Source organism: Citrobacter sp. SX206, assembly GCF_024181025.1.
Lineage (GTDB): Bacteria > Pseudomonadota > Gammaproteobacteria > Enterobacterales > Enterobacteriaceae > Citrobacter > Citrobacter youngae.
Map to the genome: position 1 here is coordinate 2,102,073 of NZ_CP049738.1, position 13,144 is coordinate 2,115,216.

At 49.9% G+C, this 13,144-nt stretch carries 14 protein-coding genes and 1 pseudogene; 12 read left to right on the top strand and 3 right to left on the bottom strand.

The genetic code is table 11. From position 1 onward, the window contains the following. From pspA to tyrR, 8 genes are all read left to right on the top strand, one after another. The gene (gene pspA / locus G8S19_RS10300; RefSeq protein WP_003020532.1) at nucleotides 1-669 is read left to right on the top strand and encodes a phage shock protein PspA; all 669 of its coding nucleotides are present in this window, start codon (nucleotides 1-3) and stop codon (nucleotides 667-669) included. A 54-nt stretch (nucleotides 670-723) separates the two neighbouring features. Beyond that, nucleotides 724-948 carry an envelope stress response membrane protein PspB gene (gene pspB / locus G8S19_RS10305; RefSeq protein ID WP_048211519.1) on the top strand — a complete coding sequence of 75 codons (225 nt, stop codon included), beginning with the start codon at nucleotides 724-726 and terminating at the stop codon, nucleotides 946-948. After that, complete coding sequence (pspC, locus tag G8S19_RS10310; protein ID WP_048211520.1) at nucleotides 948-1,307, top strand: envelope stress response membrane protein PspC; 360 nt, start codon at nucleotides 948-950, stop codon at nucleotides 1,305-1,307. Before pspB ends, pspC begins: the two co-directional genes overlap by 1 nt. 8 nt (nucleotides 1,308-1,315) lie before the next feature. Then, nucleotides 1,316-1,537: a phage shock protein PspD gene (gene pspD, locus G8S19_RS10315; protein WP_040230893.1), complete on the top strand. Its 222-nt coding sequence runs from the start codon at nucleotides 1,316-1,318 to the stop codon at nucleotides 1,535-1,537. Nucleotides 1,538-1,613: 76 nt separating this feature from the next. Next, complete coding sequence (gene pspE, locus G8S19_RS10320) at nucleotides 1,614-1,931, top strand: thiosulfate sulfurtransferase PspE (RefSeq protein WP_048211521.1); 318 nt, start codon at nucleotides 1,614-1,616, stop codon at nucleotides 1,929-1,931. A gap of 142 nt (nucleotides 1,932-2,073) precedes the next feature. Next, nucleotides 2,074-3,471, top strand: a complete 1,398-nt coding sequence (locus G8S19_RS10325; RefSeq protein WP_048212579.1) for a YcjX family protein — start codon at nucleotides 2,074-2,076, stop codon at nucleotides 3,469-3,471. Then, nucleotides 3,468-4,529, top strand: a complete 1,062-nt coding sequence (locus G8S19_RS10330; RefSeq protein WP_124021166.1) for a YcjF family protein — start codon at nucleotides 3,468-3,470, stop codon at nucleotides 4,527-4,529. The genes G8S19_RS10325 and G8S19_RS10330 overlap by 4 nt, the downstream gene beginning before the upstream one ends. A 146-nt stretch (nucleotides 4,530-4,675) precedes the next feature. Further along, nucleotides 4,676-6,220 carry a transcriptional regulator TyrR gene (gene tyrR / locus G8S19_RS10335; protein WP_061067993.1) on the top strand — a complete coding sequence of 515 codons (1,545 nt, stop codon included), beginning with the start codon at nucleotides 4,676-4,678 and terminating at the stop codon, nucleotides 6,218-6,220. A 52-nt stretch (nucleotides 6,221-6,272) separates the two neighbouring features. On the opposite strand, the gene tpx is transcribed toward tyrR, so the two are convergent. Further along, on the bottom strand, nucleotides 6,273-6,779 hold the full coding sequence (gene tpx / locus G8S19_RS10340) for a thiol peroxidase (RefSeq protein WP_040230898.1): 507 nt from the start codon (nucleotides 6,777-6,779) through the stop codon (nucleotides 6,273-6,275). A 115-nt stretch (nucleotides 6,780-6,894) separates the two neighbouring features. Here tpx and ycjG point away from each other — a divergent pair, with 115 nt between their 5' ends. Continuing rightward, entirely contained in the window at nucleotides 6,895-7,881 is a 987-nt protein-coding gene (gene ycjG, locus G8S19_RS10345) for an L-Ala-D/L-Glu epimerase (protein ID WP_253686525.1), read from the top strand. On the opposite strand, the gene mpaA is transcribed toward ycjG, so the two are convergent. Beyond that, nucleotides 7,856-8,563 carry a murein tripeptide amidase MpaA gene (mpaA, locus tag G8S19_RS10350; protein ID WP_048211525.1) on the bottom strand — a complete coding sequence of 236 codons (708 nt, stop codon included), beginning with the start codon at nucleotides 8,561-8,563 and terminating at the stop codon, nucleotides 7,856-7,858. The two genes, ycjG and mpaA, sit on opposite strands and share 26 nt — an antisense overlap. 184 nt (nucleotides 8,564-8,747) lie before the next feature. Here mpaA and mppA point away from each other — a divergent pair, with 184 nt between their 5' ends. Next, nucleotides 8,748-10,361 carry a murein tripeptide ABC transporter substrate-binding protein MppA gene (mppA, locus tag G8S19_RS10355; RefSeq protein WP_253686527.1) on the top strand — a complete coding sequence of 538 codons (1,614 nt, stop codon included), beginning with the start codon at nucleotides 8,748-8,750 and terminating at the stop codon, nucleotides 10,359-10,361. A gap of 940 nt (nucleotides 10,362-11,301) precedes the next feature. Then, complete coding sequence (locus tag G8S19_RS10360; RefSeq protein WP_048211527.1) at nucleotides 11,302-11,535, top strand: hypothetical protein; 234 nt, start codon at nucleotides 11,302-11,304, stop codon at nucleotides 11,533-11,535. A gap of 574 nt (nucleotides 11,536-12,109) precedes the next feature. On the opposite strand, the pseudogene G8S19_RS10365 reads toward G8S19_RS10360, so the two are convergent. After that, nucleotides 12,110-12,221 (bottom strand): annotated as a pseudogene (locus G8S19_RS10365) (SOS response-associated peptidase); the annotation flags it as partial. A 285-nt stretch (nucleotides 12,222-12,506) separates the two neighbouring features. Between G8S19_RS10365 and G8S19_RS10370 the strand changes: the two are divergent. Next, a complete protein-coding gene (locus tag G8S19_RS10370) occupies nucleotides 12,507-13,088 on the top strand; it encodes a YrbL family protein (protein WP_048211528.1) in 582 nt (193 codons plus the stop codon). Nucleotides 13,089-13,144 lie beyond the last annotated feature (56 nt).

A 13,144-nucleotide genomic window follows, 5' to 3' on the forward strand; every position in this document is an offset into this window, starting at 1 on the left:
ATGGGTATTTTTTCTCGTTTTGCCGACATCGTGAACGCCAATATTAATGCGTTGCTGGAAAAGGCCGAAGATCCGCAGAAACTGGTGCGGTTGATGATTCAGGAAATGGAAGACACGCTGGTTGAGGTTCGATCTAACTCAGCGCGTGCACTGGCAGAAAAAAAACAGCTGTCCCGCCGGATTGAACAGGCCAGTGCGCAGCAGGCGGAGTGGCAAGAAAAAGCTGAGCTGGCGCTGCGTAAAGAGAAAGAAGATCTGGCGCGTTCTGCATTAATTGAAAAGCAGAAACTGACCGATTTAATTGCCTCTCTGGAGCATGAAGTGACGCTGGTTGACGATACGCTGGCGCGGATGAAAAAAGAGATTGGTGAGCTGGAAAATAAACTCAGTGAAACCCGGGCTCGTCAGCAGGCATTGATGTTGCGTCATCAGGCGGCGAGTTCTTCTCGTGATGTCCGTCGTCAGTTGGATAGCGGCAAACTGGATGAAGCAATGGCCCGCTTCGAATCTTTTGAGCGCCGTATTGATCAGATGGAAGCGGAAGCCGAAAGCCATAACTTCGGTAAGCAAAAATCTCTGGATCAGCAATTTGCTGACCTGAAAGCAGATGATGAAATCAGCGAGCAGCTGGCGCAGCTTAAAGCCAAAATGCAGCAAGACAAGCAATAATAACATCTGGCGGTGCCCGAACGCGCCGCCGCTCATCACCTGTAAGGAGTACTCATGAGCGCGCTATTTCTGGCCATTCCGTTAACTATCTTTGTGCTGTTCGTTTTGCCGATCTGGCTGTGGCTGCATTACAGCAATCGTTCCAGCCGTGGTGAACTGTCGCAAAGCGATCAGCAACGTCTGGTAGAGCTCAACAATGATGCACAGCGTATGCGTGAACGTATTCAGGCGCTGGAAGATATCCTTGATGCCGAACATCCAAACTGGAGGGACCGCTAATGGGGGGCGTTAACCTGAACAAAAAGCTGTGGCGTATCCCGCAGCAGGGCATGGTTAAAGGGGTCTGTGCTGGTATTGCGCACTATCTTGATGTCCCCGTGAAGCTGGTAAGGATCCTGGTGGTACTGTCAGTCTTTTTTGGTCTGGCCTTTTTCACCGTAGTTGCCTATATCGTGTTGACGTTTGTGCTGGACCCAATGCCGGACAACGTCGTATCCGGCGACCAACAGCCATCAAGCGGGGAACTGCTAGATTCCGTCGATCGTGAACTGGCCGCGAGTGAAAAGCGTTTGCGTGAAATGGAGCGTTATGTGACATCGGACACCTTCACACTGCGCAGTCGTTTCCGTCAATTGTGAGGATTGAAATGAATAATCGCTGGCAACGTGCCGGGCAAAGGGTTAAGCCGGGCTTTAAAATAGCAGGCAAGCTGGTACTTTTGACTGCGCTTCGCTACGGCCCCGCAGGTGTTGCGGGGTGGGCGGTGAAATCAGTGGCCCGCCGTCCGTTAAAAATGTTGCTGGTGTTGGTACTGGAGCCATTATTGAGCAAGGTTGCCAGGAAAATTTCCCAACGCTACGGCCAGTGATAGCATGCTCGCAATATTTCCTTAAGATCAAGTATATAGTGTTAGGTGACTTTCCATCATTTAACGGAACGATACTATGTTGAAAAAAGGAGTATTCGCACTAGCGCTGGTCATCGGGATGCCGGTATTTGCGGCCGAGCACTGGATTGATGTTCGTGTTCCTGAACAATATCAGCAGGAACACCTTCAGGGGGCCATCAACATCCCTTTAAAGGATTTGCAGGCACGAATTGCGGCAGAAGTCCCTGATAAGACCGACACCGTGAAGTTGTATTGCAACTCAGGTCGTCAATCCGGGATGGCAAAAGATATGCTGACCGGGATGGGCTATACACAGGTAACCAACGAAGGCGGTATTAGCGGGATTCATCTTCCTAAAGTAGAGAATAAATAATCCGCATGCTTTCTTTTGGCTAAAGGCGACATGAATGATGTCGCCTGATTTCTTTCAGGGAGTTGATAACTCAGTATTAAACCTTATGTTTGCTCCCTGTTTGTTATAATTTCTTCGGTTCCTTCAGCATAACGGGATGGCGATGAAGCGACTTAAAAATGAACTCAACTCGCTGGTTAATCGCGGCGTAGATCGGCATCTGCGCCTGGCTGTCACCGGACTTAGCCGCAGCGGTAAAACAGCGTTTATTACCGCAATGGTAAACCAGTTACTCAATATTCATGCCGGTGCACGCCTGCCGTTGCTCAGTTGTGTGCGTGAAGAGCGTCTGCTTGGCGTAAAGCGGGTTCCTCAGCGCGATTTTGGTATTCCGCGCTTTACCTATGATGAGGGACTGGCGCAGCTTTATGGCTCTCCGCCAACCTGGCCGACGCCAACGCGTGGCGTCAGTGAAATTCGCCTGGCGTTGCGCTACAAATCCAACGATTCTTTGCTGCGTCACTTTAAAGATACGTCCACGTTGTACCTGGAGATCGTCGATTATCCGGGGGAGTGGCTGCTCGATTTACCGATGCTGGCCCAGGATTACCTTGGCTGGTCACGGCAAATGACCGGATTATTGCAGGGCCAGCGAGGTGAATGGTCGGCCAGATGGCGGCAGCTATGCGAGGGGCTTGACCCGCTGGCGCCTGCTGACGAAAACCGTCTGGCGGAAATCGCCGCGGCGTGGACAGATTATCTGCATCAGTGCAAACAGCAGGGATTGCATTTCATTCAGCCCGGGCGCTTTGTGCTGCCGGGGGACATGGCTGGCGCACCTGCGCTGCAATTTTTCCCGTGGCCGGATGTTGATGCTTTTGGTGAGTCAAAACTGGCACAGGCGGATAAACATACCAACGCAGGTATGTTACGCGACAGGTTTAATTACTACTGCGAAAAGGTCGTGAAAGGGTTCTACAAGAATCACTTCCTGCGCTTTGATCGCCAAATTGTGCTGGTCGATTGCCTGCAACCGCTTAACAGCGGACCACAGGCGTTTAACGATATGCGACTGGCGCTGACACAACTGATGCAAAGTTTTCATTATGGTCAGCGCACGTTGTTCCGCCGGTTGTTCTCGCCGGTAATCGATAAGTTGCTGTTCGCTGCCACCAAGGCCGACCACGTTACGGTCGATCAACATGCCAATATGGTGTCGTTGTTGCAGCAATTGATTCAGGACGCCTGGCAAAATGCTGCGTTTGAAGGCATCAGTATGGACTGTCTGGGACTGGCATCGGTGCAGGCAACCACCAGCGGCCTGATTGATGTGAAGGGCGAGAAGATCCCCGCGTTGCGCGGCAATCGCCTGAGCGACGGCGAGCCGTTGACCGTCTATCCGGGAGAAGTCCCAGCGCGTTTACCGGGCCAGGCTTTTTGGGATCGCCAGGGTTTCCAGTTTGAAGCCTTTCGCCCGCAGGTCATGGATGTAGATAAACCCTTACCGCATATTCGCCTGGATGCCGCGCTGGAGTTTTTAATAGGAGATAAATTGCGATGAGCGAGCCGTTAAAACCGCGTATCGATTTCTCAGGTCCACTGGAAGTGGAACCAAACACGGCATTTAAAGCACAGCAAATGTTCAACGATACGGAGGCGCAGACTTTTTCTCCGGCGACAGTGGATGAACCACTGGAAGACGAAGGTCAGGCAGAAGCCGTTATTGATGCGGCCCTTCGCCCTAAACGCAGTCTGTGGCGCAAGATGGTGATGGGCGGGTTGGCACTGTTTGGCGTAAGCGTTGTCGCTCAGGGTGTGCAGTGGACCATGAACGCCTGGCAGACTCAGGACTGGGTCGCGCTGGGGGGCTGTGCTGCGGGTGCGCTGATTATTGGCGCAGGCGTTGGGTCGGTGGCAACCGAGTGGCGTCGGCTGTGGCGTTTGCGTCAACGCGCACACGAGCGTGATGAAGCGCGTGATCTGTTACACAGTCACGGAACCGGAAAAGGCCGCGCATTTTGTGAAAAGCTGGCGCAGCAGGCGGGTATCGATCAGTCTCATCCTGCGCTACAACGCTGGTATGCCTCTATCCATGAAACGCAGAATGATAGGGAAGTTGTGAGCCTGTATGCCCACCTGGTGCAGCCAGTGCTGGATGCGCAAGCACGACGTGAGATCAGTCGTTCTGCGGCGGAATCCACGCTGATGATTGCCGTCAGCCCGTTAGCGTTGGTGGATATGGCGTTTATTGCCTGGCGAAATCTGCGGTTGATTAACCGTATAGCTACGCTGTATGGCATCGAACTCGGCTATTACAGCCGCCTGCGCCTGTTTCGTCTGGTACTGTTAAATATCGCTTTTGCCGGGGCCAGCGAGTTGGTGCGGGAAGTGGGGATGGACTGGATGTCGCAGGATTTAGCGGCCCGGTTATCCACGCGTGCCGCGCAGGGTATTGGCGCGGGCTTGTTAACCGCGCGTCTGGGGATTAAAGCGATGGAGCTGTGCCGTCCATTACCGTGGATTGATGATGATAAACCGCGACTGGGGGATTTCCGCCGTCAGTTGATCGGTCAGGTGAAAGAGACCTTACAAAAGAACAAATCCCCGCGTGAAAGTTGAGTAAATACGGGTGCCGATCGTATAACTTTACGCCCCGGCGCCCAATTTTCCAGCGTGCTGTCAATATTTGTTGACAGAGTCCTTCCTGCTAACCCAATACTGGCTTATCATTTAATACATAATCCCTTGTCCAGGTGAAGGTTCCTATGCGTTTGGAAGTCTTTTGTGAAGACCGTCTTGGTCTGACCCGCGAATTGCTCGATTTACTGGTGCTGAGAAGCATTGATTTACGCGGTATCGAGATTGACCCCATCGGGCGAATTTACCTTAATTTTGCGGAGCTGGAGTTCACTAACTTCAGCAGCCTGATGGCTGAAATCCGCCGCATCGCAGGGGTAACGGACGTCCGTACCGTGCCCTGGATGCCTTCCGAACGCGAACATCTGGCGCTTAGCGCGTTGCTTGAAGCATTGCCTGAACCCGTTCTTTCTCTGGATATGAAAAGCAAAGTGGAGATGGCAAACCCGGCAAGTTGCCAGCTTTTTGCCCATCCCCAGGAGCGGATGCGCAACCACACGGCGGCACAGCTCATTAATGGGTTTAACTTCCAGCGCTGGCTGGAAAGTAATCCGCAGGATTCCCATAGTGAACATGTGGTGATTAACGGACAGAACTTCCTGATGGAAATTACGCCGGTCCATTTGCAGGGCGAAAATCAGGAGCAAATGCTGACCGGTGCCGTTGTCATGTTGCGTTCTACCCTCCGCATGGGCCGTCAATTGCAAAACATGACCACCCAGGATCTGAGCGCATTCAGCCAGATTATTGCCGTAAGCGCCAAAATGAAACACGTTGTTGAACAGGCGCGCAAGTTGGCGACGCTGAGTGCGCCGCTGCTGATCACCGGGAATACCGGTACGGGCAAAGATCTCTTTGCGCATGCCTGCCATCTGGCGAGCCCACGTGCGTCAAAACCTTATCTGGCGCTGAACTGCGCGTCTATTCCTGAAGATGCGGTAGAAAGCGAACTGTTTGGTCACGCCCCGGAAGGTAAAAAAGGGTTCTTCGAGCAGGCGAATGGCGGTTCAGTGTTGTTGGATGAGATTGGCGAAATGTCGCCGCGCATGCAGACGAAATTGCTGCGCTTCCTCAATGACGGGACGTTCCGTCGCGTGGGTGAAGATCATGAAGTTCATGTTGATGTTCGTGTAATCTGCGCGACGCAAAAGAACCTGGTGGAACTGGTGCAGAAAGGTCTTTTCCGCGAAGATCTCTATTATCGTCTGAATGTCCTGACGCTTAATCTGCCGCCGCTACGCGATTGCCCACAAGATATTATGCCACTCACAGAGCTGTTTGTAGCGCGTTTTGCCGATGAGCAGGGTGTACCGCGTCCGAAGTTGTCTGCCGATCTCAGCACGGTGCTCACCCGCTACGGCTGGCCGGGCAATGTGCGTCAGCTTAAAAATGCTATCTATCGGGCGTTAACTCAGCTTGAGGGCTATGAACTGCGTCCGCAGGATATCTTATTGCCGGATTATGATGCTGCGACAGTTGCCGTCGGAGAAGAAGTGATGGAAGGGTCGCTGGATGAGATCACCAGCCGCTTTGAACGTTCCGTGTTGACGCAGCTTTATATGAATTATCCCAGCACGCGTAAACTGGCTAAACGCCTGGGGGTTTCACATACCGCGATCGCCAATAAGTTACGCGAGTATGGTCTGAGTCAGCAGAAAAAAAACGAAGAGTAATGATGCAAATAAAAATGCCTCCATCCGGAGGCATTTTTGTATTCAGGGCAACTTAGGCTTTCAGCACGGCCAACGCTGCATCATAGTCAGGCTCGTTGGTAATTTCATTGACCAGTTGGCTGAACACGATGTTGTCATTTTCGTCGATAACGACAACGGCACGAGCAGCCAGACCTTTCAGCGGACCTTCGGCAATTTCAACGCCGTAGTTTTTCAGGAATTCAGCGTTACGCAGGGTGGACAGCGTGATAACGTTGCTCAGACCTTCCGCGCCGCAAAAACGAGAATGGGCGAATGGCAGATCGGCTGAAATGCACAGTACGACGGTGTTGTCGATTTCTGTCGCCAGTTGGTTAAACTTACGTACTGATGCCGCGCACACGCCGGTATCGATGCTTGGGAAAATATTCAGCACTTTGCGCTTGCCTGCGAACTGGCCCAGCGTAACGTCAGACAGGTCTTTAGCCACAAGGGTAAAAGCCTGGGCTTTGCTTCCAGCCTGAGGAATAGAGCCGGCAACTGCAACCGGGTTGCCCTGGAAATGAACGGTTTGTGACATGGTTATCTTCCTGTTTACATATAGTTAACGTCAAGGCTAGTTTATGCCATCAGCAGTTAACACGGCAAACGCTATTTGCGGATATCCGCTTCAGGGACTGCATTAAGGAAAACAAATGAGATCAGTTAAGGTGTATGAGGAAGCCTGGCCGTTACACACTCCCTTTGTGATTGCCCGCGGGAGCAGGACCGAAGCGCATGTGGTGGTGGTTGAACTGGAAGAGAATGGTGTAAAGGGCGTTGGAGAATGTACGCCTTATCCTCGCTATGGCGAAAGCGATGCGTCGGTACTGGCTCAAATCATGAGTGTTGTGCCGCAACTGGAACACGGTGTGACGCGTGAAGCGCTGCAGGCATTGCTGCCCGCGGGGGCGGCGCGTAATGCCATTGACTGTGCGCTTTGGGATCTCAATGCGCGTCAGCAACAACAGTCTCTGGCCGACTACGTTGGTACTGAACTGGATGCAACAGTAACGACCGCGCAAACCGTCGTGATCGGCACGCCGGAGCAGATGGCGGCGAGCGCGACTGCGCTATGGGATAACGGTGCCAGATTGCTGAAAGTCAAACTGGATGCACACTTAATCAGCGAAAGGATGGTTGCGATCCGGGCGGCTGTGCCTGAGGCGACAATCATTGTTGATGCTAATGAATCCTGGCGTGCTGAAGGGCTGGCCGCACGCTGCCAGTTAATGGCGGATTTAGGCGTTGCGATGCTGGAGCAGCCTCTGCCGGCTAATGATGATGCCGCGCTGGAGAATTTCGTGCATCCGCTGCCTGTCTGTGCAGATGAAAGCTGCCATACCCGCAGCAGTCTGAAAGCGCTGCATGGACGCTATGAAATGGTCAATATCAAACTGGATAAGACAGGCGGACTGACGGAGGCGCTGGCGCTGGCGACCGAAGCCCGCGAGCAGGGATTTGCACTCATGCTGGGCTGTATGTTGTGTACATCAAGGGCGATCGGCGCTGCATTGCCGCTTACGCCACAGGTCAACTTTGCCGATCTGGATGGCCCAACGTGGCTGGCCCGAGACGTGGAGCCTGCCTTGCATTTTACAACCGGACAGCTTCATCTCAAGGATGCCAGCGCAAAAGATTAGACATTGCCAGCAGGTATTTTTCGCTCGCTTCATCCGATGAAATGGGCGGAAATTCTGCAGTAATGCAATGTAGGTTTAGATCGGCGCACCAGCTACCAAAAGAGCCTGGCGTTTCATAACCGACGCTGGTTACCAGCGGCAATTCGAACGACTGCGCCAGCCACGCGCCTAATTCGCTGTGTCTGGGATCTTCAATACAGGCCAGCGGATCGTGGAAAGAAACTACCCATGCAGGATGAATGTGGTGAATAAGTTGGCATAGTGCCTGGGTCTCAGGCTCAGATCCCGGATGATCGCCAGTCAATAACACCACATCACGCTCTTCTGCGCTGCTGTTCCAGCGATATACCGTTTCACCGGATTTCCAGTTTGCCGCCGGAAAGTTACGGTTAAGATCCACGCCGTTTGCATTTGCACGCAGACCCAACTGGCAACCGTCAGGGTTTACCGCCAGCACCACATGATGGCGACGCAGGGAGGGGTTAAGCGTACGCAATGCGCAGGAAAGGGTAACGACCGAGGAGTTTTCGTCGCCGTGCGTTCCCGCCAGTATCAGGCCGCTTTCACGATCGGCTGCCGGTGCCGGGAACCAGATTAGCGGCGCGCCCAATAGTGAACGTCCGTAATGTTCGGTTCCTGGCGGAAATGCGCCGCGCTCGGCACGGGGGCGGGTAACGGTCATAGTCATCTCTGAATGCTGGGATAGTTACTCGCAGTGTTGTGCAAAATGTATGGATAATCAAATCGTTTTCACACACTTATCTTTTCAGGTGTAATATCACTTTCCTGTCGGAAGTTAATTGCATTTCCTGCTGGCGATACAAATAATTACACATTCACTTAGTAGCCGGAATTGAGGGTATCTTATGCAGCATTCTGTTTCAGTAACCTGTTGTGCGCTGTTGGTTAGCAGCATTTCATTATCCTGGGCTGCTGATGTTCCCAGCGGGACGGTACTGGCAGAAAAGCAAGAACTGGTGCGTCATATAAAAGATGAGCCAGCGTCACTCGATCCGGCAAAAGCCGTTGGGCTTCCAGAAATTCAGGTTATTCGCGATTTATTCGAAGGGCTGGTCAACCAGAATGAAAAGGGTGAGATTATTCCCGGTGTCGCCACACAGTGGAAGAGTAATGATAACCGTATCTGGACGTTTACGTTGCGCAATAATGCGCAATGGGCCGATGGCACGCCGGTAACGGCACAGGATTTTGTCTACAGTTGGCAGCGTCTGGTTGACCCGAAAACACTATCGCCGTTTGCCTGGTTTGCCGCGCTAGCAGGGATCAACAATGCCCAGGCGATCATCGATGGCAAAGCCGCGCCCGATAAGTTAGGTGTCAGCGCGGTGGATGCGCATACCTTCAAAGTGCAGTTGGACAAACCGCTACCCTGGTTTGCCAACCTGACAGCGAGCTTTGCGTTTTATCCTGTCCAAAAAACCAATGTCGAAAGCGGTAAAGAGTGGACGAAGCCAGGCAACCTTATCGGTAACGGTGCCTATGTGCTGAAAGACCGTGTGGTTAACGAGAAACTGGAAGTTGTGCCGAATACACATTATTGGGACAACGCCAAAACGGTGCTGCAAAAAGTGACTTTCCTGCCGATTAACCAGGAGTCTGCTGCGACCAAACGCTATCTTGCTGGCGATATTGATATTACTGAGTCCTTCCCGAAAAATATGTATCAGAAGCTATTGAAGGATATTCCGGGCCAGGTGTATACGCCGCCGCAGCTTGGTACTTATTACTATGCATTTAACACGCAAAAAGGGCCGACTGCCGATTCACGCGTGCGTCTGGCGCTCAGTATGACTATCGATCGTCGTCTGATGGCGGAGAAAGTATTAGGAACTGGCGAAAAACCCGCCTGGCACTTTACGCCGGATGTCACAGCAGGGTTTATGCCAGAACCGTCCCCCTTTGAGCAAATGAGTCAGGAAGAACTTAATGCCCAGGCGAAAACGCTGCTGCGTGCCGCGGGATATGGTCCGCAGAAACCGCTTAAACTCACACTGTTGTACAACACCTCTGAAAACCATCAGAAGATAGCTATCGCAGTCGCGTCGATGTGGAAGAAAAACCTTGGCGTTGACGTGAAACTGCAAAACCAGGAGTGGAAAACCTATATTGATAGTCGTAATACCGGCAACTTTGATGTTATCCGTGCCTCCTGGGTGGGCGACTACAATGAGCCTTCTACGTTCCTGTCATTATTAACATCGACCCATACGGGCAATATCTCCCGCTTTAATAATCCGGCATACGATAAAGTGTTGACCCAGGCTACTCTGGAAAATACAGAGAAAGCGCGGAATGCTGATTATAACGCTGCGGAGAAAATTCTGATGGAACAGGCACCTATTGCGCCGATTTATCAGTACACCAACGGACGTTTAATTAAACCGTGGCTGAAAGGGTATCCGATTACCAACCCAGAGGATGTGGCATACAGTCGCACTATGTATATTGTTAAGCACTAATTGCGTACGTCCTCCTGTTAACCTTCGTTAACCACTTCAAAACCAGAACTGGCGCTGACTTCAGCGCCAGCATCTCCAGACAATCAGTATCAACCTCATTAAAAATAATGATAAAAATATATCTAATGAGTTATTCATACTGCAGATTTCGATTTATACCGTCATTTAAACTTAATGAAATGGTATTCTTCAATAAAGAACACTGTCGGTGCTTGTAGAAATAAGGTTTAATAATTAAAGTAGTGGTGCAAAATATGAAGTTTAACTGAAAGCACCGGGGCACTTAGCTTGTACATTGTGGATAAGCAAAATATTGTCGGAACCCAACAAAGAACGGCCAGCTATATTAGCCTGCATAATCTGATGTTATATTTGAAGAAAAAACAGCCGTGCAACCCTGGCGACAGTACTTAAGGGCCGTTAATTGGCGAGCAAGGTATTCGAAACTGCCGGGGGGCATGGCCCTGATATGGACGATGATTGCCATAATCTCAATGAATTAATGTTTATTAATATTATGTCATGTGTTTATGTATGTGGTTAGATTTTAGTCTGATTAAGCTACTGATGGTATCTGGCCAGGTTATCATATTGTGACTATGGTTATTTGCAGTGTAAAAACCAATATGGATTGCATGTGGCTTAGAATTAACTTTGTTGGTACTTTGCAAGAAATCCCCACTACCTACAGTGACGCCATTACCTGTTGAATCATCGGGAAGCCTTATGTAATCGGCATAGTAACCTGACCAGAGCCCAGTTATCGTAACGTTAGTATCCGTGCCAGACACATACTTAAACCTGTCTCTTCTCTGCGCGGGCATCTATTTCCTGGTGTTTCAAGGGACTACTAAACAGCAGGGAAAAGCTGTATATTTCGCAGGGTTGACATGCTCTGACTTGTAAGTGCAGTTACTAGCTTATAAACAAAGGATTATGAATGTTTTTGATTACTATTTGTTACGCACTTTTTGCTTTGTGTCTTTTTGCAACATTTTATGTCTTGATGACGTACGAAAAACCGGGAAAATTGCACAACTGGGAAATTATAGTATTAATAATTATTTCTACATTCTGGCTTCCTGAGCTGATTATTCTGGTTTTCTCTTTTGCGCTTCTGGGACCAATGCTTTTGGGGATCAGGCATCTGCGCCGGCAGAGTGTTTCCGCCTGAATCATTGGTACCTTAACCTCGTACTGCACGAGGGGTTACGGCCAAATCTGGCCTGTGAACAGTGGGGATCGACCGGAAGATTGTTAGCGATGAATGTGACTCGCTACAGGGTTATTCTCATTATTGACGTCGAAATACCAACTCTGTACAAACGATTCCCGGCATCTGAACGATAAATTTGTGGCGTGCAGGAGTTTCAATTTTAATTGTCCGGGTGTCGTTTTCTGGCGCACAGCGGAGAGAACGCAGGTAGCGGTTATCTACGGTGTTGATGTCGCAACGATGTATAAAAATTACCTACAGGGTGAGCATAAACATCATAGTGAGTCATCTATATTTCTTGAACAGTGTTGAAGTATCGGCAGATACCGTCTCTCTGAATTGTTAATGATTTTGGGTTGATGTGAAAATAATGATTATTGTATTGCTGTGGATTTTTAATCAATTTGTTGGGAGTTAGTATGAAAGATATCCATAGTGATTTTCCCTTGCAGGGTTTAATCTGGTTATCTGACGCAACGTAGTTTGGCTCCCTAATTTTTACATTCTTGCCTGTACGTGTTACGCCCTGTCATATCAATTTTGTAACTGGCACGAAACCATCGTCTGCAATGTCCTCGGCTTCTTTCCCCTCCAACATCCGGCCTCATCCATTCGCGAGCGGCCTCTGGTGGCAGCACCATAGGTCACGGTGAATGAAGCTTAGTTGAATACCTTCCGCTGTTTACCTTCGTTAACAACATCAAAAAAACAAAGCTGGCGTGGGTTTCTCCAACAGTATCTCCTGGCGTTCAACCTGCTGCACATCCACCGTTACTTTGCTTCAGTACGTCACTACAAAAGTTATTTATTGGATGAATACGCTATTTGTTTAACAACCATTGAAATAGACAGATACACAATATTTTTTGGCTGAGACAACTCTTCGTTGAGGCAACTCCATTTCACGTAGGGTTAAAATAAAAAATATTATGAAACAAATACTTATATTGAAAGATGAAGACTTGCTGGCACGAGGTAACGATCGCTACGTCTTCCAGCATCCACAGGATAGTAAACTGCTGGTCAAAATCGTGATTCCAGGCATTGCGAAATATAAAAGCAAGCTACGTGAGGTCTTTCGGGACATCAAAGAATGTAAGTTGAGTCACCAAACCGACGCATTTTATATGCAAAAAATTGAAGGACTTGTTGAAACAAATAAAGGAATAGGGCAACTCACGGTTAAGGAATGTGATGAGCATGGTCACATCGCGCAAACGCTTTATCAGCTTGCCCTGAACAAAGAACTTGATGCCAGCAAATTGCAGAAGTTGAATGTTTTTTTAGCGTGGTTTGTCAGTACCGGTGTCATTATTAACTCCCTGCATTGTAAAAACATCGTCTACGCCTGGGATGCCACGCGTCAGGAATATTGTTTCAAAGTCATTGATGGTTTTGGTGACAAAACGTTTTTTCAGCTCAGTAAGTTTTCAGCGGCAATACGCGATAAAAATAAAGTCAAATGTCTCAAGCGGATGCTACGGGATCTGAACCACCTGCAACATACGTAATCCGCAGAAATTGTTGACGATATGGCGTGGGAACGCGGCTACCGTAATATCGCCGT